The sequence below is a fragment of the Psychrobacter fulvigenes genome (assembly GCF_904846155.1).
Lineage (GTDB): Bacteria > Pseudomonadota > Gammaproteobacteria > Pseudomonadales > Moraxellaceae > Psychrobacter > Psychrobacter fulvigenes.
The window spans coordinates 2,583,725-2,606,244 of sequence record NZ_CAJGZP010000001.1; the positions used below are offsets into that span (position 1 = coordinate 2,583,725).

Below are 22,520 nucleotides of genomic sequence, written 5' to 3' on the forward strand. Positions count from 1 at the left end.
TAGGGTCTATTGATATAGTCAGTTGAAAAAACTGGCATAATTTTAAAAGTGCTACTGGAATGCTTTCTTTTTAAAATATGGGTTACGCAGCCTCTGAGAACGCAGCAAGCAAGGAAAATTTATACCAGTAGCGCTGTAACACTTTTAAACTGAATCTACTATATTCATAATTTTATATTTTTGGAAAGCCTATGTCTGCTCCCACGCCTAGCTCAGAACAACCGCCTAAAGTGCAGACAGAGTATAATCCGGCAGAATATAGCGCTGAAGACAAGCTCATTTATTTGCAGACCTTGGTTGCAGAAAACGACTCGCCGATGATGGCTGAGTTTTTGGCGGAACAATCTGAGTATGAAATTGCCAACCTGCTTGAGTCCTTCCCTGGTAACGACAGGCGGCTAATTTGGCAGCAAGTTCCTTTAGATATCAAAGGTGAGGTACTTGCCGAGGTTGAGGATGATATCCGTCCCTCGTTAATGGAAAACATGCAAGCGGGCGAGATTGAAACGCTGGCAGAAGACCTTGATGCACGTGACATCGCTGAGATTTTGGATACGGTAGAAGAAGATGTCCGTACCGAAGTCATGGCCAACCTTGACGATGACATTCGTGTACAGGTCAACCAATTAAATACCTATGAGGACTGGGAAGTCGGTGACTATATGGATCCCGACACCATTCAGATTCAGGGCAATATCAGCCTTGAGCAGGTACAAAACTGGCTACGCGGCGAAGAGGATCTGCTCGATGACCAAACTCAAGAGCTCATTGTGGTGGATCAAAGCTATCAGCTTATGGGGTTACTGAGCTTGGTTGACCTGATCAAATACCCGCAAAGCTCCTTAGTTGAGCAATGGATAGACCCTGCCATTACTATCAATGATCGCATGGATATCCAAGACGCCGCCGCAGTGTTTCGCTCAGCAGATATCAGCTTTGCGCCAGTTGTGAACGACTTTGGCGAGTTGGTAGGCCAGCTAAATGCTGAAGACATCATGGAGATTATCCAAGATGATGTCGATAGTACGATGAAGCACTTGGCTGGTGTCAGTGATGATGAAGAATTGTTTGCGCCTATCTTGACCAGCGCCAAAAGTCGTAGTATCTGGCTGGGCATTAACCTCTGTACTGCACTATTAGCAGCAGCTGTGATCGGTCAGTTCGAAGCAGTACTGGCAAAGGTCGTAGCACTGGCGATCCTGATGCCAGTAGTGGCGAGTATGGGCGGTATTGCGGGCTCGCAAACATTGACCGTGGTGATACGCGGTATGGCCATGGGTCAAATCGGTGGTTCCAACCGACTGTGGCTGCTCAACAAAGAGCTGTGGGTCGGCGCGATAAACGGTATCATATGGGCAGTGATCATGGCGTTTATTGCGCAGCTGTGGTTCCAAGATGTCAAAATCAGTGCAGTGATTGGCTTTGCAATCGCGATTAATATGACCGCTGCTAATGTCTCTGGCATCAGTATACCCTTGATGCTGAAGCGCATGGATATCGACCCTGCCTTATCAGCCTCAGTGATATTGACCACCGTGACCGATATCGTCGGCTTTATGTCGTTCTTGGGACTGGCCAGCGTATTAATCCTATAACTCTCATAACCAATGACAAATAGCCAATATCAGAATCAACATTTACCCCAATTTATCTAACCTGCTAAAACCTAAAGTGAGTGTGTTATGCAAGCTGTACAAGTCAAAGTTCTGAATCCAAAACTTACCCAAGATGAGGCTTTTTCTCTACCAACACGGGCGACCGATGGCTCGGCTGGTATAGATTTGCGCGCCTGTATTGATGAGCCGCTAACGATTAAGGCAGGCGCGACGCATTTAGTAGGCACAGGTCTGGCAGTGTACATCCAAGATCCTAACTATGCTGGCATGATTCTGCCACGCTCAGGCCTTGGTCATAAACATGGAATCGTACTAGGCAATCTAGTGGGACTTATCGATGCAGACTATCAAGGCGAGCTGATGGTCAGTATTTGGAACCGCAGTAGTCAAGATTTTATACTTAATCCTGCGGAACGTATGGCACAATACATTGTAGTGCCAGTCGCTCGCCCTGAGTTTGAAGTGGTCTCAGAATTCAGCGATAAAAGCGCGCGTGGTGCAGGCGGTTTTGGCCACTCAGGTCGTCAATAAGCTAAAAACAGTTATATTAAAGCCTTTATATCAAAACCGTTATCTTGCAGCAATAATACTGAACATTCGCAGCAGCGGCAGGCTATTTGATTGCTTTGCCGCTTTACTCTTACATAGGGAAATAAGGAGATTGTAGTCATGCCGACCTTTGCTGCACAGCTCCCCCTATTTCGTGCTTATGACATTCGCGGTGATCGTCACTACTTTACAACTGAATTTATTCAAGCGCTGGGAATGGCTTTCGCGCATCTCTATAAAACGCAACACAGCCACTCACAAACAAGGCATAAAGAAAAAAAACAGCTTAAAAACAGTGCATTGGCTCATACAAACTCTCAATCCAATGATACTAAACGTGCAACCACGACTGTAGTCATTGGTTATGATGTCCGCTTTGGTAGTGACGATATTGCGCACATGCTTGCCAATATTTTGAGCCAAAACGGATTGACCGTTGTACAATTGGGACTCATTACCACGCCGATGATGGTGTTTTGGGCACAGCGATATGATGGCCACGGCATTATGGTGACTGCCAGCCATTCAGAAAAAAACACCCTAGGTATCAAATGGCTAGTGAATAAAAGCTCTCCTAGTAGCGAAGATATTCAAGACTTCTATCATAGTTTAACGGTTATTAACCCATCAAAACCCAACATTTCTCAGAAAAAAAACAAGTCGAAACTCCTGTCTTTAGAGTCAAGTGATGAATGCTCCTCTAGTTCCCTTACTAGCAGCATTGTTAACTTACCGTCCGATATTGTGGTGGACACTTATATTGAAGCGATTACACAAGTATTTGCACATATCAAACAACAAAATAGCAGTACAAACCAGCACAACAGCTCACCTGACAAGCTCGATTTGACGGTCGTTATTGACTGTATGCATGGCGCAACCAGCAATATCGCTCAACCATTATTCGCACAGTTTTGCCAGCGAGTTATCATACTCAATGATACGCCTGACGGCAGTTTCCCCGCTGGTAACCCCGACCCTACTGAGCCCAACCGTCTGGCCGAGCTGCAACAAACTGTCATTGTCAACGAAGCCGATATCGGTCTGGCGTTTGATGGTGATGGTGACAGACTAATGGTCGTTGATAATAGAGGCAAGGTCGTCACCCCTGATCATCTGTTATATCTATTAGCACAAGTAGCAATCTCTGAACGCCCTAACCCATCTCAAACATCAGACGCACCGCAGGTTTTATTTGATGTTAAATGCTCTCATCATCTGCCACGCCTACTCAAAAAAAATGGCGCGCTGCCAACGATGAGCAAGACCGGCAGCAGTATTATGCGGCAGCAGCTACAGTCTGATTATAGCCAAGCGATATTTGCTGGTGAATTATCAGGTCATTTTATTTTTAATGACAGTTACTTCATTGTTTATGATGATGCAATGTATGCTGGACTACGGCTAATACATTGGTTAGTATCGACTATGGTAGAATCCAATATCACTGCCTTTTTTCATGCAAATATTAACACCTCTAGTCATTCTACTTTACCTCTCAACGCCGATTCATGGGGTGCACCTAAAAGAGCAAGCCTGCCTTATCGGCTGACGGATATCACGCAGTATCTACCCGTTTTGGTCAATACTTCTGACACTTATTTGCCATTGCCAGAAAACCCTTCCAGCTCTTGCTCGCTCATTGAGCATTTGGCAACGCTTTGTCATTATTTACAGTCTCTGAATGAGGGTGCTGGCGCTCAACCTGCTGTGATACCTGCCGATCATTCGCAGAAACTCGCACTACCAACCGCGGCTTTGGACAATTCAGCATGCCAGTGTTTTAAGGGGCTACAGCCAATCACAAAAGCACAAGCGCAGCAACTATTACCAGCAGGAACGCGCCTGTCTCGTATTGATGGGGTGCGCTTAGACTTCACCCGTGGGTTTGGTGTCGTACGTCAGTCAAATACCAGCCACAGTCTCACAGTGCGCTTTGCAGGAGATAGCTTAGCAGATATGCAATATGTACAATCACGCTTTGTAGAGTTATGCCAAGTGTTCGACAGTCAAATAGCTGAGCAGATTGCAACTGTCCGACCTGAATAATGTAATAATAATGATTCGCATAAATGATTCTTATATATAATGCTATTTACTAGCTTGCATGGATACTTTAAATACTTACTCTAAACCCTTACTTTTGACCTGTTTTTATACCAATGTTCTAGGAGAGCATGATGTCGCTTAATTTAGATGACGCCAAGATTACCGCTGAAGTGTTAACCACAGCCTTGCCTTATATCCAACGCTTTGTTGGCAAGTTGATCGTGGTAAAATATGGCGGTAATGCGATGGCCGACCCTGCTCTAGAAAGCTCGTTTGCACGCGATATAGTGCTGTTAAAAACGGTCGGTCTCCATCCAGTAGTCGTACATGGCGGTGGCCCGCAAGTTGACAACTTACTAAAAGAGCTGGGGCGCCAGTCTGACCGTATTGACGGCATGCGCGTGACGGATAAACGCACCATGGACATCGTCGAGATGGTACTGGGCGGCGGAGTTAATAAATCTATCGTTAGCCTCATCAACAAGCATGGTGGCAGCGCCATTGGGCTGACGGGTAAAGATGCTAACCTTATTCAAGCCAAAAAGCTTATGGTAGAAAAAACTGATGAAAAAGGCATGACGACGCCTATAGATTTAGGCTTTGTCGGTGAGGTGGTCAGCGTCAATAAAGATGTGATTAATATGCTCATCGCTTCTAACTTCATTCCAGTGATTGCACCGCTTGGGGTTGATGAAGACGGCAATACCTATAATATCAATGCTGACTTGGTCGCTGGGAAAGTTGCGGAGTTTTTGCAAGCAGAAAAGCTGATGCTATTAACCAATATCAAAGGCGTTTTGGGTCGTGATGGCAAAGTCGTGACCGGCCTAACGCCAAAGAAAGTCGATAGCCTAATCGAAGATGGTACGATCTCAGGTGGCATGATTCCTAAGATTCAGTGCGCGCTTGATGCGGTACGTAGTGGCGTCAAAAGCGCCGTCATTGTCGATGGCCGTGTGCCACATGCAACGCTATTAGAGATTTTCACCAACGAAGGGGTTGGTACGCTTATCAGCCGTGATTTGGATACTTCGTTAAGCTAGAAATATCGAATAAAGCATGTAACACGAAAATCCCGAACTTAAGACCTAAGCTCGGGATTTTTTATAGTCGACTAAAACAGCATCTTTTATGAAAAAGCTTTATGGTATTCGGCTTCGTCAAAGCCACACAATAGTATCGACTGGTTTTCGACCTCGCCTTCTACAATTGGTCGTTTAATCATACTGGTATTCTCTACCAGCAAATCAATGGCGGTGTCTACACTTGCATCAGCTGCCTGCTTTTGCTCATCGGTTAGTTTGCGCCATGTGGTGCCGCGCTTATTCAATACTTTATCAATACCAAGCTCCTCTACCCAGCGTTGTATGCTAGATTTCTCGATACCTTGTTTTTTATAATCATGAAAATCATAGCTTACGTCCAGCTCGTCAAGGGTAGTAAAGGCCTTTTTCATCGTGCCGCATGATTTGATACCGTAAATAGTGATGGTCATATAAACTCCAAGTCAATTATCATTATTCATCTCATTATACCTAACACTGGCGAAATGTAGACGCTAACGTCAACCATAGGCCATTTTTAACAACAAACTTATCGAGCAGGCAAACCATCATATCATCGCAATTTTTGCCGAATTACGCTATGCTATGGCATTGTAAAAATTCACCCTTTTATCTGTGTTAACCAATTTGAGCCGACAATGAGCAACTTGCAAACCACCCAAACCAATAATCAACAATCAAACATCACTGATGCAGGTATTGAGTCTTATCAACCGCAGCTAATCGAAGCGCAGCAGCAAGCCAAGTGGGCGACTGACAAACGCTTTGACGTGAGTAATGAGCCAAGCGATAAGCCAAGCCGTTATATGCTCTCCATGTTCCCTTATCCAAGCGGTAAGCTACATATGGGGCACGTGCGTAACTATACGATCTCTGACGTACTGAGCCGTTATTATCGCCTCAAAGGCTATGATGTCATGCAGCCAATGGGCTGGGATGGCTTTGGCTTGCCAGCCGAAAACGCTGCCATTGCCAACCAGACGCCACCTGCCGAATGGACGTTTGCAAATATTGGTAGCATGCGTGCACAGCTCAAGTTGTTGGGTCTATCCATTGACTGGTCACGTGAATTTGCTACCTGTGGCCCTGAGTATTATCAGTGGGAGCAGTGGTTGTTTTTGCAATTGTACAAAAAAGGCTTGGTCTACAAAAAGCTTGCCACGGTCAACTGGGATCCCATTGACAATACTGTATTAGCCAACGAGCAGGTCATTGACGGTAAAGGCTGGCGTAGTGGTGCGCTTGTCGAAAAGCGCGACATCCCTATGTACTACTTCAATATCACCGATTATGCTGATGAGCTACTTGATGATCTAGATCAACTTGAAGGCCACTGGCCCTCTGAAGTACTCACCATGCAGCGCAATTGGATTGGCCGTAGCGCGGGTATGGAAGTTCATTTCCCATACAATATTGCAGGTGAAACGAACACCTTAGATGTCTTTACTACTCGTCCTGACACCCTGATGGGTGTGACCTATGTCGCTGTCGCAGCAGAGCATTCTTTGGCTGAATATGCGGCTGAAAACAACAAAGCCATCGCTGATTTTTGTACTGCTTGCAAAAAAGGCTCAGTGGCTGAGGCTGATCTTGCCAAAGCGGATAAAGTAGGCATGGACACGGGCCTTACGGTTACCCATCCGCTAACGGGTGAAGAAATACCTGTTTGGGTCGCAAACTACGTACTGATGAGCTATGGTTCAGGCGCAGTGATGGCCGTTCCTGCTCATGATGAACGTGATTATGAGTTTGCAACCAAATACAACTTACCTATCAAACAAGTTATTCAGTCCCCTGATGGTTATGCTGAGTCTATTATCGCCGAAGCCAAGGCGGATGGTTCTGAGCCAAACCTTGCTTATACAGAACGCAATACTTTAATAAACTCAGGCGAGTTCGATGGAATGGACTTTGAGCAAGTCTTTGAGGCCATGCTCGCCAAACTTGAGCCGCAAGGTCTTGCCAATCAAAAAATCCAATATCGCCTGCGGGATTGGGGTGTATCTCGCCAGCGCTATTGGGGCTGCCCTATCCCAATGGTTAACTGTGAGCATTGCGGCAACGTACCTGTCGAAGAGCAGGACTTGCCCGTCGTACTACCGACTGACGTCGTCCCTGATGGTCGTGGCAACCCTCTAAAAAACATGCCAGAGTTTGTAAATACCACTTGCCCAAAATGTGGCAATCCAGCTGAGCGTGAAACTGACACCTTTGATACCTTCGTTGAATCGAGCTGGTACTATGCTCGTTTTGCCAGTCCACAAGACACTCAAAACATGGTCAACAAGTCTGCTGCTAATAAGTGGTTGCCAGTCGATCAGTACGTCGGCGGTGTAGAGCACGCCGTTATGCATCTGCTTTATGCGCGTTTTTTCCATAAGTTGATGCGTGATGAATCACTGGTCTCAGGTGATGAGCCATTTGCCAACTTAATGACTCAAGGTATGGTATTGGCTGGTACTTTCTATCGTGTCAATGCAGATGGTAGTACCACTTACTACTTCCCAGCTGATATCGATATTGACTACAACGAGCGTGGACAACCGATTAAGGCCATCCTAAAAGCAGATGGACAGCCAGTGACTATCGGTAAAATCGAAAAGATGTCGAAGTCAAAAAACAACGGCGTCGACCCACAAACGACGATTGATCAATACGGCGCTGATACGGTGCGTCTATATACGCTATTTACCGCGCCCGCAGATCAGACGCTTGAATGGTCGGATGATGCCCTAAAAGGCCCTTATAACTTCGTCAAAAAAGTGTGGCGTATCGCTACTGACCATATGCAAGCATTAGCTACTGCAAACCTAGCGCTTGATACACTAAATACGACTGCATTAGACACCAACGGCTTAAGCAAAGCTGCCAAAAACTTGCGCCGTAAGACTCATGAGACCGTAGCCAAGATTGATAGCGATTTGGGCGAGCGCTTGGCACTCAACACGCCAGTCTCCAGTTTAATGGAGCTTGCCAACGAGCTGGGCAGCTTTAAAGCCAGTAACGAGCAAGACCTGCAAGTACAGCACGAAGCACTTGTCGACTTGCTCATTATGCTATCAGCTTATGCCCCGCACGTTGGTGAGTACTTACTTGAGCAGCTAGGTATCGACACTGTCACCATGCTTTATCCAGAAGTTGATGCTAGCGCTTTGGTACAGGATACGGTGACCATGGTGGTACAGGTCAATGGTAAGGTACGCGGTAAGATGGATGTGGCGCCTAATAGCGACCCTGAACAGCTAAAAGCTCAGGCGCGCGCTATTGAGAGTGTGGCAAAATTCCTTACGGGTGAGATCAAAAAAGAAATCGTCGTGCCAAATAAGCTGGTAAACATTGTGGTTGCAGGCTAGGCTAATTGAAGCATCGAAACATTGACACTTAGTGTTTCTAGCCTTTTTATCAAAAATAAGGATAGCGATTATGTCGTACAAGCATCGAGCTGTGCCGCCACAGCAAGTGCAAACACAGGCACAAAGCAATGTAGCAAAGAAACATCGTGGGCAAAAACTGGCAACGATACTCCTCGCCTCCCTGCCGATGTTTGCAGTGCTTGGTACGGCAGCTACGCTAAGTGGTTGCGGTTTTCAGCTGCGTGGCTATGATGCACCCCTGAAATTTGATGTAGACAAGACAGCGGTCATCATTGAGGACAATCGCACCTCGTTTCCACTAAAACTGCCGTTAACGCGAAGCCTAGAGGCTTTAGGTATCGAAGTAGTTGATAGTATCGCAGTGATAGAGAATGCCAACCGTGCGACTGCTGATCAGATTGCCACTATTACTGTCAATAATGTACGCTTTAAACGTTATGAGCTGGTCGGCGTCTTAACAGAAATCCGCTTGGTGTTATCAGCAGATGTCAGCTATCAGACTTTGGAAAACGGTAAACCTGTGACGCTCACCAATCCTATCCAAGTTGAGCGTAGCTACCAATATAACGAGGCCTCAGTCAGTACCGATGATCAACAAGGTACTCAAATTCGTGATTGGCTCTATGATAGCTTGGCACGCCGTATCACAGATCAATATGTCGCTATTGCACTGCCTAAAGTAGCTCCAAGCAGCGCCAACAAATCAGTGCAAATGATTAAAAGCTCGGAGACAACAACTGTCATTGCGCCAAGTCCATAGCGAAACCTTTACAAGCTCTTAATAGATATTATTACTTACCTTTATTTTATAATCTTTCTTAACCTTAAAAGATGATAGCTCATTACTGATGCAAGATACCTTTATTCAAGCCTACCCAAAACTATTGCAACCTTCCGTTGCAGTAGCGGGCTTGTGGCTGGCGCATGGTGATGAGCCACTACTGAGTCAATGGCTTATCGATGCCATGCGTCCGCATTGGCGCGCACAAAATTACGCCATCAAGCGCATTGAGCTGATATCCGTTAAAAGCTGGCAAGAGGTTTTGTCAGAGCTAGGTAGCCAGTCTTTGTTTGATGATGCAAGCGCGCTTATCGTGACTGGCAATCATAAACCTGACAAAGCCGTGATCGCTGAGTTAGAGCGCTTCGCCCAGGATGCGCAGACGGGTGCACACAGTCATAGTTTATTATGGCTAACGCCCAAACAAGACAAGCGTTCTCAAAGCAGTAAATGGTTTGCGCCGTTTGCTCAATATGGCCACGTCATTGACTGCAACTTATATAACGAACAGCAACGTCAGCAGCTGTTGCAAATACGTGCGCAGCAGTTTGGGTTACGACTGTCTCAAGATGCTTGGCAACTGCTCATGTCACATACTGAGCATCATCTCTTAAGTGCTTACCAGACGTTATGGCGGCTATCTTATCTATTTGCTCCAGAGCTGATGGCCAATAGCGTTGATACCAATAATGACAGCCACGCCTCTGCCAAGCCTTCTACGGAAGTGGCCTTGGATATCAAAGACTTACAGGCAGCCTTGGTCAGTGACGCTCAATTTAGCGTCTTTGATTTATCAGATGCGATGCTGGCAGGTAATAGCGCGCAAGTGGCAAAGATCATCTTTCAACTCAAAGCCACTGATGAGCCGACGACCTTAGTACTCTGGGCAATCAGCAAAGACATGCGTCAGATTATGCAATTGATGGATGGGCAAGACCCGCAAGTGCTAGGTATTTGGCGTAGCAAGCAAAGCTTATATCAAGGGGCATGCCGCCGTCAGTCAAAAGCGCAAACTGCACAGTGGCCTGCCCTACTGTATCGCTGTGATCAAGCGATCAAAGGCCTTGTCCGCCAGCCAGCGTGGGAGTTGCTATTGCAGGCAGCGCTTGAGTTATCTGGAAAACGCTTGTTTACGGCTCGATAAGTATCTCTTGTTTTTGCTATCTAAGCTTTACCATCTCTATTCTTTGATCAGCTATGCCAACACCCCCTCCTATCTAAAGTTGATTTTCTTATCATCTCTAAAATGAACTGTCTTCCCCAATCATGACGCTTAGCCTGTGCTTCTCTTACCTTCTCCAAAGACACCTTAACCTTTCGTAAACTAATTGCTATTCCCTTTTGCCCCTGAACTCTCTACTATAGCTACACTTGATTTAATTGTGATTGGATTGTTGTCATGCGCAAAATAAGCAAAAAGTCTGCTATTAAATGGGCTGTCATCGCCTTAATTATCCTAGCTTTAGGGGCTTTAGCCTATACCTTCTTTAAACCAAAAGATGCCACACCCAACTATCTGACAGCGATAGCTGAGATTGGCGATATAGAAAATAACGTCATGGCCTCTGGTAAAGTCAAAGCGTTAAATACCGTGGATGTCGGTGCGCAGGTATCTGGTGAGGTAAAGCGTCTATACGTAGAAGTGGGTGATCAAGTACAGCAAGGCGACCTCATCGCACAAATCGACCAAGTCACACAAAAGAACAACTTAAGCAATCAACAAGCCAGCCTCGAGCAAAGTGAAGCGGCCATACAAAGCGCACAAGCAGAGTCATTAAGCCGTCAAGCCAGCCTAAAGAGCGCGTATGCTGACCTTGCTAGCCGCCAGTCTGAGCTTAAGCAAGCACAGTCTGATTTTACCCGCCTGCAGTCTTTGGTCGCCATTGATGCGATCTCGCAGCAAGAGTATGACACGCAAGCGACCCGCGTTGAGACCGCCAAGGCCGCCGTTGCCAATGCGCGCGCCGCCATCGATAATGCCAAAGCCGCCATTGCCACGACACAAGCCAACATAAACAGTCAACAAGCGGCGCTACGCAAAGCACAGACTAACGTCAGCACTGCTGAGGAAGATCTCAGCTACACCACCATTCGTGCGCCTATCTCAGGCACGGTGGTTTCCATTACTACCGAACAAGGCACTACCGTCAACGCCAACCAAACGGCTCCAACCATCGTGACATTAGCAGATTTATCAACGGTACGTATTAACGCGCAAATCTCCGAAGCCGATGTCATCAACGTCGATGCTGGTATGCCCGTTTACTTCAATGTCATCGGTAATCCTGATCAAAAGTTTGATGCAGTTCTCAAAGCCATCGAGCCAGCACCTGAACGCATCAGTGATACCAGCTCGACTGATTCTGCGATTTATTATGTCGGCTATATCGAAGTACCAAATACCGATCGCCGCTTTCGTATTGACATGACTGCCCAAGTTTATATTGTCATTAATGAAGCAAAAGACACCTTACTGATTCCAGCGGCTGCATTACAGCCTGCGGGTAAAACCAAAAAACCTGATGTTGCCAATGAAGATCCTAGCGTAAAAACAGCCATGGTTCGCGTGCTACAAGCAGATGGTGAGGTCACTGAACAAATAGTAAAAGTCGGTATTAATAACCGTGTCGATGCCCAAATCTTAAGCGGTTTGAATGAAGGTGATGAGGTGATTTTGAGCGAAGAAGGCTCAGCACTTAGCAGTCAAGGCAGAAGTGGCAGACGCCCATTTTAATGCTAAGCACTAATCTTAGCGTACCGCCAACACAGATAACACTCTGACATTGATTTATATAAGCAGTATTGATATAGGCAGCATCACCAATGAACAGCAAAAACACCACCTCTACTACCTCAGCAGACATCCCCTTGATGCAGGTCAAGGGACTGAATAAAGAGTTTAAAGCTGGTGAGCAGACTATTCGTGTGCTACATGATATTGAGCTGAGTATCAATCAAGGCGAGATGGTCGCCATCATTGGCCAGTCGGGCTCAGGCAAGTCTACTTTGATGAATATCTTGGGCTGCCTAGACCAAGCCAGTAGTGGTGATTACAAAGTGTTTGGACAGTCTGTCAGCCGCTTAGAAGCAGACGATCTGGCCAAGCTGCGCCGCGAGCACTTTGGTTTTATTTTTCAACGTTATCATTTACTTGGTGACATTAGTGCAAGAGATAACGTCGCTGTTCCGGCCGTTTATGCAGGTATGGACGGACAAGCCCGTAGCGAGCGTGCCGAAAAGCTGCTAGTAGACTTAGGACTGGCGGATAAAGTCAATAACCGCCCAAACCAGCTGTCAGGTGGACAACAGCAACGTGTGTCCATCGCACGCGCACTGATGAACGGTGGCGATGTTATCTTAGCTGATGAGCCGACAGGTGCGCTCGATAGCAAGTCAGGCGACGATGTGATGCAAATACTGCATGACTTGAATGCTCAAGGGCACACTATCATCATGGTCACTCACGACCCCAACCTTGCCGCGCAAGCCGAGCGGGTGATCGAGCTAAAAGACGGCTACGTGATCGCTGATTATAAAAACGAACCGTATCAGAAAAAACCAACGCAACCAAAAGCCGCCGTCAACAAACATCGCAAGAGTGCTTTTAGTAGCTTTCTTGACCGTCTATCTGAAGCATTTAAGATGTCACTGTTAGCGATGCGCGCTCACAAAATGCGCACCTTGCTTACCATGCTTGGCATCATCATCGGTATCGCTTCAGTCGTATCGGTCGTGGGTCTCGGTAAAGGCTCACAGGAGCAAATACTGGCCAATATCAGCTCACTTGGCACCAATACCATCACCGTTATTGATGGTTATCCTTGGGGTGACCCTAGGCGAAATTATGGTGATGACAATCTAACACCTGATGACGCACAAGCAGTTGCAGATCAGCCTTATGTCGTCAGTGTCAGCCCTCAGCTCGATAGCAATATGAATGTGCGTTACCGTAACGTACAAGAAGCCGCTAGCGTTAGCGGTGTGGGCAAAGACTACCTAGCGGTCACAGGTGAGACCCTAATCCGAGGTCAAGGCTTCGATGAGCAAAGCATCTTACGACGTACCCAAGACATTATTATTGATGACAACGCCAAGCAGACCTTTTTCCCTGATACTGCCAACCCCATCGGCGAGGTTGTGCTCATTGGTAATGTACCTGGGCGCATCATTGGCGTGCTTGCGCCTAATGATGGCGGATTTGGTGGGCAGGTGGACTCTCCAACCCTATATATGCCCTACACAACGATGATGTCACGTCTGGTAGGTAGTCCCAATATCCAACGCTTCGTCGCTTTGATTGATGATAGTATTTCATCCTCTGCTGCAGAATCGGCAATCTCCACACTGATGATAAGTCGCCATGGTACCGACGATTTTCGCATACGCAATTCAGACTCTATCCGTCAAACCATTGAGTCTACCACCACAGCCATGACTTTATTGATCTCATCCATCGCAATTATATCTCTAGTGGTTGGTGGTATTGGCGTCATGAATATCATGTTAGTCTCAGTCACTGAGCGCACCAATGAGATTGGGGTACGTATGGCAGTCGGTGCACGCCAAAGCGATATCTTACAACAGTTTTTAATAGAAGCTATTTTGGTATGTATTCTAGGTGGACTACTTGGGATTGGACTGGCATTTGCCATTGGTGAGCTAATCAACCGCGTTGGCGGTGAGAGTTTTAAAGTTATCTACTCCCCGACCTCTATTATTGCTGCATTTGTATGCTCAACACTCATCGGTGTCATTTTCGGCTTTTTACCGGCGCGTAATGCGGCCAAACTGGATCCTGTTGAAGCCCTTTCGAGAGATTAACGACCGATTACTGATACGATGTGCCAGTTATAAAGTGCCAAAAATATATAAAATGATGAAAAACTGAAGAAATATACTATTTTCCTTAAGATTTGCACTTTTTTGATGAAGTGGGGTTGTAATTGTCATAATTATATATATAATGTGCTCTCACGTTTAGAGATACAAACAATCTAAACGAGAGAACAAGCTTGATGCCTCTGTTGATATCGATAAGTCGATATAAAGAGAATTTAAGTTATTAGAATTTACGAAAATGTAAGTTCGCTTGTATACGATCAGATACATTGATTATATGCATAAGTATTAGAAAATCCTATTTAAAGGATTTTCTCTTGCGAATAATTGCAACCCTTAGTTTGGATACATAGCTTTTAGAATTTACGAAAATGTAAATTCTCTTGCGCTCGGATGAAGTAGTACTTCATTTTATCCTCGCTCAGGACCGATAGCTCAGTTGGTAGAGCAGTTGACTTTTAATCAATTGGTCCCGCGTTCGAGTCGCGGTCGGTCCACCATATTTAATTTAGTTCTTGTTATTCGTTCTGCCCTATCCGGTAGTTGTTTAATAAGTTTAAAAGACATCATTATGATGTTTAGTTTTTAGAATTTCCCCTTTAAGGGAAATTCTCTTGCATACAGTCAGATACATTGATTATATGCATAAGTATTAGAAAATCCTATTTAAAGGATTTTCTCTTGCGAATAATTGCAACCCTTAGTTTGGATACATAGCTTTTAGAATTTACGAAAATGTAAATTCTCTTGCGCTCGGATGAAGTAGTACTTCATTTTATCCTCGCTCAGGACCGATAGCTCAGTTGGTAGAGCAGTTGACTTTTAATCAATTGGTCCCGCGTTCGAGTCGCGGTCGGTCCACCATATTCCAAAAGCCCAGTCATTAATTATAATGACTGGGCTTTTTTTATGACTTTTTAACGCTTAGCTTTACGGTTGCGCTTAAAAATACTAAAGTCAGCATCTTTTCGCCACAGCAACTTATGCTTGATGGTATCTTTGATCGTACGTGGATGCTTAGGCGCTTGAGTAATCAGCATATCAAAAGTCGCTTCATCTATCGCCAGCTCACGTCCATGTGCCATCATGACTACTGATGGCTTTAACGCTTTTATTTTTTGCAGCGACTGAATATAGACTTTAGGATCATAGATGGGAAACGGTGCCACGAATTTATGACGTAGCTTAATAATCAAATCTGCCGTATATACTTTGCGACTCGGCACATGAAACAAAGATAAATCACGATCTGTATGTCCTGGCGTTTCAAGCACTTGCCATTCATCAAATCCTGGCACACAATCTCTATCTTTAACGACAAAATCAGGATTAAGATGGGCTGGATAGTACAAGTTTCTAGGTGAGCGCCCTTGACGCCTTGCCACGTAATGCGCCAGACTCATATCTACCAGATGCATGGCTCGCCCGCCAAGCCCTTTATACCACTGATCCTTCTTATCTGCAGATACAATCAGGCAGCCTGTCGCTTCTCTAAATTTTTGCGCCCCGCCTGCATGATCAGGATGCATATGGGTGACCACGACTACTTTTAGATCGGTTATTGGCCGCTGTAATATTGTCTTAATATAGTCTAGCACCATTGCTACATCAGGGCGGCAACCACCGTCCAGTAACATAATTTTATCTGGATATACCGCAAGGTACGTACTCTGAATATATCCATCTAGGCGTACAATTTCACATAAACTCATTTGTATTCCCTGCCCCACTATCGTTGTGAGACTTCCTTTCAATGTAAGCAATGAGCTTTAGTATAGCGCTCAGTAATTTTAAATAAACGACTTTGAGTGAACGCTTGTGACCATAGATAATAAAACCTATATGATACTTGAACGAAAAACTTATAAATTTATTATCAAAAAAAGCAAAAACTCAGCACAGAGGCTGAGTTTAAGATAATGTATTTGATAATTGGGATTGTAGTCAGCATTTTTTAATCAATGCTGAACTTTGCTAAGCTAGCCATTACTGATTTAACTAGGCAAGATCACGAACCTTTGGCTCACGTTCCCACAGACGTGATTTGGCGTTTTCAATAAAGCTATCTAACTCAGCCAATGGCGTAACAAAGCTGTCTTTTTCGATAGGTAGCTTACTTAAGATAAATTCATCGGTCGCACCGCAATAAGAAATCGCCTTACAATGTCCATAAGCATCGTTAAACCAATCCAATGCTGAGCTGTCTTTGGCAAGCTTCTTAGCTTGATCAGGCATGATGATACTAACTACTGCATCAAACATCACTGAAGGACCACCAGCGAGACGCTCATCTGCTTGTATGCGTGTATCGTCATCCAACACAACTTCCTTATTAGGTGCAACAATTTTTACGCTAGCGCCCTGCTCTTTTGCCGCATCTTCAAACTTTTGGATTTCACTGTGTTTGGATCCATCAGCAACCAAGATACCAATCAAACGCCCTTTTAAACTCTTAGGCGTCAGACCAATCGTTTGTAAGGCATCGGAAGTCGCCATATCTTGTACTGGAGCGGCTGCATCAGCGGGTTCTGGCAACTCCATACCAAGCGCTTTTGCCACCCGATTTGCCAAGTCTTCATCGATATGAGGCAGATGACTTAGCATACGAGTACGTACATGTGCCGTATCCACCTTACCAAGCTCAAACGCGTAAGCAGAAGCAATATGTGCTTGCTCAGCTGGTGTCTGACTACGGTAGAACATACGCGGTTGGCTATAATGATCGGCGAAGCTCTCCGCACGTACGCGCCCTTTTACGCCATCATCTAACTGCTCATGGAATGACTCAAAGCCACGTTTGGCGCTCTCACGTGGTCTGGTTGGATCTAAGCTTTGCGGCTCATAAAGAGTTCGTGTTTTAGGCACTTGCATCTGCATATGACCGTCTTGCTGATTGTTAGCAAACGGACATTTTGGTGCATTGATAGGAATTTGGGCAAAGTTTGGCGAGCCTAAACGTGACAGCTGAGTATCTAAGTAGCTAAATAGACGACCTTGTAGTAATGGATCATTACTGAAGTCGATACCAGGTGGCAAGTGTGATGGACAGAACGCAACCTGCTCCGTTTCCGCAAAGAAATTATCCGGATAACGATTGAGTACCATTTTACCGACTACTTTCACTGGTACCATTTCTTCTGGAATCAGTTTAGTTGCGTCTAAATGGTCAAATGGGAATTCATTGGCTTCTTCTTCGGTAAATAACTGGACGCCAAACTCCCACTCAGGATAGTCGCCGTTATTTATTGATTCAAACAAATCACGACGATGATAGTCAGGGTCAGCACCTGAGATTTTTACTGCCTCATCCCATGTGGTTGACTGCACACCAAGTACTGGCTTCCAATGGAAACGCACAAAGGTACTCTTACCATCTTTATTAATCAAACGATAGCTGTGAATGCCAAAACCTTCCATCATGCGTAAGCTACGTGGCAGAGCGCGATCACTCATCAGCCAGATTAGATTATGCATAGTCTCAGGACTTAACGACACAAAATCCCAGAACGTATCATGGGCAGATGCTGCTTGCGGGAAGCCGCGATCAGGCTCTGGTTTTACCGCATGGATAAGGTCTGGGAATTTCATCGCATCTTGAATAAAGAAGATTGGCATGTTGTTACCAACGATATCCCAGTTACCTTCTTCGGTATAGATCTTCACGGCAAAACCGCGTACATCACGTGGTGTATCTTTTGAGCCCTTATTACCAGCAACCGTAGAAAAGCGCGTAAACAATGGCGTCTGTTTACCTGTTTCGTTCAAAATTTTCGCAGTGGTATATTCTTCTAATGACTCTGTTAGTTCAAAATAACCGTGCGCAGCACTACCACGCGCATGAACGATACGCTCAGGAATACGCTCATGGTCAAAATGATGAATCTTTTCACGTAATACAAAATCTTCCAATAGAGTTGGCCCTCGTGCGCCTACTTTTAGAGAGTTTTGATTATCTGAAATCACGACACCTTGCTGGGTCGTTAAAACTGTACTGTCATCCCCTGCGCGCTGATGGGTCTCGCCTCCATTGCCACGTTCCGTATTCATACTCTTGGCGGGGTCGGTATGATCTAAATCCTTTTTCATAATATATCCTAGCTGATGAGTAAAATGGACTCTGATGAGACCATCAAAAAGCCATTACACAGTATTTTTATCCTTGGAGCTTCATAGTGACTTCAACTGTCAATTGCTTATCTGTGTATTAGCACTGTTTGATTTGAAAAATATGCTCATCAATTATATTACTTAAAAAAACCAATCATTTATGTCACATATATCGTTAAGCGTGTTGATATTTGGTTAAATTCTATACACTTAACATCGAGTCTGTAGCCGTCTTTGAAATTGTAGGTATTAATAATGAGTTATTGTCATGCAGACATTCTTTCAGGTATGCTTTGATAAAGGCTTACACATCGATGATAAATAAATGGACAGTGTCTTTAGCCACATATTTATCTCTCTTCTATTAAATTATGAGGCTAACTATTATGTTACTTAAATCATTGACCACATCTAACTTATCATCCGATTCTCCATCCAACTCTTCACCTAAGCGAATCTGCTCATTAATGCTTGCAACCTCGATGGGCTTGATGGCACTGAGCTTTAGCCAAACGGCGGCCGCAATTACTACCAAAGATATTACCTATACGGTGGACGAGCAGCCTTACCAAGGCTATTATGCAAAAGCAGATAAAGCCAATGCGCCTTTTATCTTGCTCATTCATGATTGGGATGGGCTAACAGACTATGAGCGCAAACGTGCCGACATGTTGGCTAAGCAAGGCTACAACGTGTTCGCAGCAGATATGTTTGGCACTGGTGTTCGTCCCACTGAGTTGGCAGATAAGAAGCGCCTAACCGCAGCGCTATATGATGACCGCAGCAAAATGCGCCGTTTACTGCAAGGGGCATTAAATGCAGGGCAAGAGCAAGGTAATAACGTCCGTGAAGGCGTGACGATGGGCTATTGTTTTGGTGGTAGTGTGGCCTTAGAGCTTGCGCGTTCAGGATTTCCGCAAAAAGCGTTTGTGCCTTTTCATGGGGGGCCTGAGCTGCCAGCGGGTCAAACTTATGATAAAACGAAGGGTGAGATTTTAGTCTTTCATGGCAGTGCCGACGAAGCCGTGCCGTTTGAGGATTTTACCGCCCTTGGTAAGACGTTAGAAACCAGTGGAGTACCCCATGAGATGCTGACTTATAGCGGTGCAGTCCATGCCTTTACTGACTTCAATAATCCTGATAGATACAATGCTCGTGCCGATGAGCGCTCTTGGAGACGTTATACAGATTTTTTAGCCAATGCATATAAATAACTTTAGTTTGTACCCTATAAGAAGAGCGAACCTTATTTATTAACCAGTCTGTTAGAAGACAAGGAAGACATTCATGTTACTAAAGAACGAATTATTGCGTACACGTGTTAGATTGTTAGGATCATTTTTGGGTGAGGCCATTTCTCGCCAATCTGGGGAAGACACTGTCCATACCATTGAGACCTTGCGTAAAGGCTTTATTCAGGAGCGTCGCGAGCACAATGCAGCGCACAAACAGCAGCTCATCGACCTCATTGCCTCGTTAGACAATCAAACATTAAAAAACGTCATTCGTGCGTTCTCTATATACTTTTTTCTTGCAAACTTGACTGAAGAAAACTACCTACGTGAGCAGCGCCGTGCCATGCGTGCCGAGTCCAACCAAAGCTGGGAAGGCTCATTTCGCCGCACTTTACTAGAGTGCCGTGAACGTAACATTGAGCCTGATCAAATAAAAGAGCTCATCGACGATCTTAAATTTATTCCCGTTTTTACGGCACATCCCACCGAAGCTCGTAGACGCACCACCATGAATATCTTGCAAACGCTATACGAGCATACAGATGCCATGAGCGATTATCCCGAAGGCAGCCTAGCCTTTGAGCAAGCCAAACAAAAAACCGCAGAAACCATTGATTTGCTTTGGTCGTCAGACGAAGTCCGTACTCGCAAACCATTGGTTTATGATGAAATAAACAACGGCTTGCACTATTTTGATGCCAGTTTATTCACCGCCATTCCAAAGGTGTATCGTAATACCAAAGATGCCATAGTCGAAGTCTACCCAGAACTCACCGACTATCCCCTACCCGCTTTTGTCAGCTTTGGCTCTTGGATTGGTGGCGATAGAGATGGTAATCCCTTCGTCACTCACGAAACTACCGAGATGGCAGTACTGATGCATGCCAATACGGTGCTCCGTCATTACCAAGTCCTCATCAGAAAGCTGCGCCGCGAGCTTATTCATAGCAACACGATTGTCGACATTGCCCCAGATATTTATGCCCGCATCAAAGACTACAGCGAGCTTGATCAAAAAGTCTTCTTCTATAATCCTGAAGATTATCATAACGAGCCGTACCGAAGACTACTGTCCATCATTCTTGCCAAAATAAAAGCGACCAACCAGCATATCCAAAGCCAAGGAACAGATAGTGAGGCCGGAAAAGATGCCTATTCAACCCCCCAAGCCTTGTTAGATGACTTACGACTCATTCGCCAAAGTGTGAACACCCATGACCAGGCTCATGGCGAAGGTTTGCTGCTTGATACCATTCGCTTGGTAAAAACCTGCGGATTTCACTTGGCATCTCTCGATATTCGCCAAGATTCAGGATATCACGGCGAAGTCATTGCTGACATTTTTGCCAGTGCTTCCAATCTACCAGACTATCAATCACTCAGCGAAACAGAGCGCCAACAGTGGTTAACACGTTTATTAGAAAACCCTGGCACACCGCTTATTTATAGCGATAATTTAAGCGAGCAGACGCGTGAACAGCTTAACTTGATGAACTCTGTGGCGAAATTACGCAAACTGGTTGGCGAAGATACTTTTGGTAGCTATGTTATCTCCATGACCAATAACGCCAGTCAACTGTTAGAAGTGCTTCTACTGATGCGTTTTGCGGGCTTATCTGGCATCAATAATGAAGGTCATTTATTTGCTGCCTTACCTGTTGCCCCCTTATTTGAAACCATTGAAGATCTTAAAAATATTGACAAGATCATGCCTACGATTCTAGAAAACCCACTATATCGTGAGCTACTCGAGCACTCAGGGAACCTGCAAGAAATCATGCTTGGCTACTCAGATTCTTCAAAAGATGGCGGCATTATTACCTCGGCTTGGCAGCTGTATAGCGCTCAGCAAACCATTACCAATATTGCCAATAAATATGGCATCAGTACACGGCTGTTCCATGGCCGCGGTGGCTCTGTCAGTCGCGGGGGCGGCTCCACCCATCAAGCCATCGCCGCCCAACCTGCGGGCACCTTAAACGGGCAAATCAAGTTCACTGAGCAAGGTGAAGTACTTTACGCTAAGTATGCCAATCCAGATACGGCGGTCTTTGAATTAACCATGGGCATCACTGGTGCGCTAAAAGCCAGTTCGTCACGATTTGTGGCACAACCAACACAGCTTGATAGGTATGAAACCCTATTTGCTCGATTGGCAGATGCTGGTGATCAGCAATACCGTGCCCTGACTGATAACACAGAAGGCTTCTATAAATTTTATTCTGAAGCCACACCTGTTCAAGAGATTTCATTGCTCAATATTGGCTCACGTCCTGCCCATCGTAAAAAAGGACTGCCAAGTAAGTCTACCATTCGGGCGATACCTTGGGTATTTGGCTGGTCATTGGCGCGCTTCACCCTCCCTGCTTGGTACGGAGTGGGCAGCGCTTTAGATAGTGTCAAACAAGATGAAGACTTGATGAAGGAAATGAATAAAAACTGGCCGTTTTTCAGTGCCTTTATCAGCAATATTGAAATGGCCTTTACCAAATCTGAGATGAGTATTGCCCGTGCATACAGCCAATTATGTGAGGATGAAACCTTACGCGAGCAAATAATGCAGGCAGTCATTGATGAGCATGAACTTACCAACGCAGGTCTTAACTCATTGCTAGATCAGGAGTCTTTACTTGCAAATCAACAAGACTTGGCTCATTCCTTGGAGTGGCGTAATGCCTACTTAGACCCGATTAATTATATTCAAATCGAGCTACTCAAACGCATGCGCCAAAAAGACACAGCAGAGGATAAACTCGCTGTAGAAGACCCATTGATTCGTAGTATCAACGCCCTAGCGGCAGGATTACGCAATACAGGTTAGCGTTAAGAATAGCAATATCCTTAATGGTTTGAACTAGTTTTCTAACTGAGTTGATTTCATTGTTTTATTGCAGTGAGTCAACTCA

14 protein-coding genes and 2 tRNA genes are annotated in these 22,520 nt (G+C 45.2%); 13 read left to right on the plus strand and 3 right to left on the minus strand.

The window, feature by feature from the left end; genetic code table 11:
* Positions 1-191 precede the first annotated feature (191 nt).
* The 4 genes from JMX03_RS10845 (at position 192) to argB (ending at position 5,257) form a co-directional block, all read left to right on the plus strand.
* The gene (locus tag JMX03_RS10845) at positions 192-1,595 is read left to right on the plus strand and encodes a magnesium transporter (RefSeq protein ID WP_201596729.1); all 1,404 of its coding nucleotides are present in this window, start codon (positions 192-194) and stop codon (positions 1,593-1,595) included.
* An 87-nt stretch (positions 1,596-1,682) separates the two neighbouring features.
* Positions 1,683-2,147, plus strand: coding sequence for a dUTP diphosphatase (dut, locus tag JMX03_RS10850; RefSeq protein ID WP_201596731.1), 465 nt, complete (start codon positions 1,683-1,685; stop codon positions 2,145-2,147).
* A 138-nt stretch (positions 2,148-2,285) separates the two neighbouring features.
* Positions 2,286-4,214, plus strand: a complete 1,929-nt coding sequence (locus JMX03_RS10855; RefSeq protein ID WP_201596733.1) for a phosphohexomutase domain-containing protein — start codon at positions 2,286-2,288, stop codon at positions 4,212-4,214.
* A 131-nt stretch (positions 4,215-4,345) separates the two neighbouring features.
* Entirely contained in the window at positions 4,346-5,257 is a 912-nt protein-coding gene (argB, locus tag JMX03_RS10860) for an acetylglutamate kinase (RefSeq protein WP_201598055.1), read from the plus strand.
* Positions 5,258-5,343: 86 nt separating this feature from the next.
* Here the strand turns inward: argB and JMX03_RS10865 are convergent, their stop codons facing one another.
* On the minus strand, positions 5,344-5,709 hold the full coding sequence (locus JMX03_RS10865) for a Spx/MgsR family RNA polymerase-binding regulatory protein (protein ID WP_201596734.1): 366 nt from the start codon (positions 5,707-5,709) through the stop codon (positions 5,344-5,346).
* Between the two features lie 207 nt (positions 5,710-5,916).
* Here JMX03_RS10865 and leuS point away from each other — a divergent pair, with 207 nt between their 5' ends.
* From leuS to JMX03_RS10900, 7 genes are all read left to right on the plus strand, one after another.
* Positions 5,917-8,631 (plus strand): leucine--tRNA ligase, encoded by a 2,715-nt coding sequence (leuS, locus tag JMX03_RS10870; protein ID WP_201596736.1) that lies wholly within the window; start codon positions 5,917-5,919, stop codon positions 8,629-8,631.
* Between the two features lie 70 nt (positions 8,632-8,701).
* On the plus strand, positions 8,702-9,412 hold the full coding sequence (locus JMX03_RS10875) for an LPS-assembly lipoprotein LptE (protein WP_227695644.1): 711 nt from the start codon (positions 8,702-8,704) through the stop codon (positions 9,410-9,412).
* Positions 9,413-9,500: 88 nt separating this feature from the next.
* Positions 9,501-10,577: a DNA polymerase III subunit delta gene (gene holA / locus JMX03_RS10880; RefSeq protein ID WP_201596738.1), complete on the plus strand. Its 1,077-nt coding sequence runs from the start codon at positions 9,501-9,503 to the stop codon at positions 10,575-10,577.
* A 255-nt stretch (positions 10,578-10,832) separates the two neighbouring features.
* Complete coding sequence (locus tag JMX03_RS10885; protein WP_201596740.1) at positions 10,833-12,167, plus strand: efflux RND transporter periplasmic adaptor subunit; 1,335 nt, start codon at positions 10,833-10,835, stop codon at positions 12,165-12,167.
* 89 nt (positions 12,168-12,256) lie between these two features.
* Entirely contained in the window at positions 12,257-14,254 is a 1,998-nt protein-coding gene (locus JMX03_RS10890; RefSeq protein ID WP_201596742.1) for a MacB family efflux pump subunit, read from the plus strand.
* A gap of 442 nt (positions 14,255-14,696) precedes the next feature.
* Positions 14,697-14,772, plus strand: a tRNA-Lys gene (locus tag JMX03_RS10895).
* A gap of 288 nt (positions 14,773-15,060) precedes the next feature.
* Positions 15,061-15,136: transfer RNA gene (locus JMX03_RS10900), tRNA-Lys, on the plus strand.
* A gap of 53 nt (positions 15,137-15,189) precedes the next feature.
* Here the strand turns inward: JMX03_RS10900 and JMX03_RS10905 are convergent.
* Positions 15,190-15,984, minus strand: coding sequence for an MBL fold metallo-hydrolase (locus JMX03_RS10905; protein WP_201596744.1), 795 nt, complete (start codon positions 15,982-15,984; stop codon positions 15,190-15,192).
* Positions 15,985-16,270: 286 nt separating this feature from the next.
* Positions 16,271-18,358, minus strand: coding sequence for a catalase (locus JMX03_RS10910; protein ID WP_201596746.1), 2,088 nt, complete (start codon positions 18,356-18,358; stop codon positions 16,271-16,273).
* A gap of 407 nt (positions 18,359-18,765) precedes the next feature.
* Between JMX03_RS10910 and JMX03_RS10915 the strand changes: the two genes are divergently transcribed.
* Both JMX03_RS10915 and ppc read left to right on the plus strand, forming a co-directional pair.
* The gene (locus JMX03_RS10915; protein WP_201596748.1) at positions 18,766-19,593 is read left to right on the plus strand and encodes a dienelactone hydrolase family protein; all 828 of its coding nucleotides are present in this window, start codon (positions 18,766-18,768) and stop codon (positions 19,591-19,593) included.
* 73 nt (positions 19,594-19,666) lie between these two features.
* Positions 19,667-22,435 (plus strand): phosphoenolpyruvate carboxylase, encoded by a 2,769-nt coding sequence (gene ppc, locus JMX03_RS10920; RefSeq protein WP_201596750.1) that lies wholly within the window; start codon positions 19,667-19,669, stop codon positions 22,433-22,435.
* Positions 22,436-22,520: the final 85 nt, after the last annotated feature.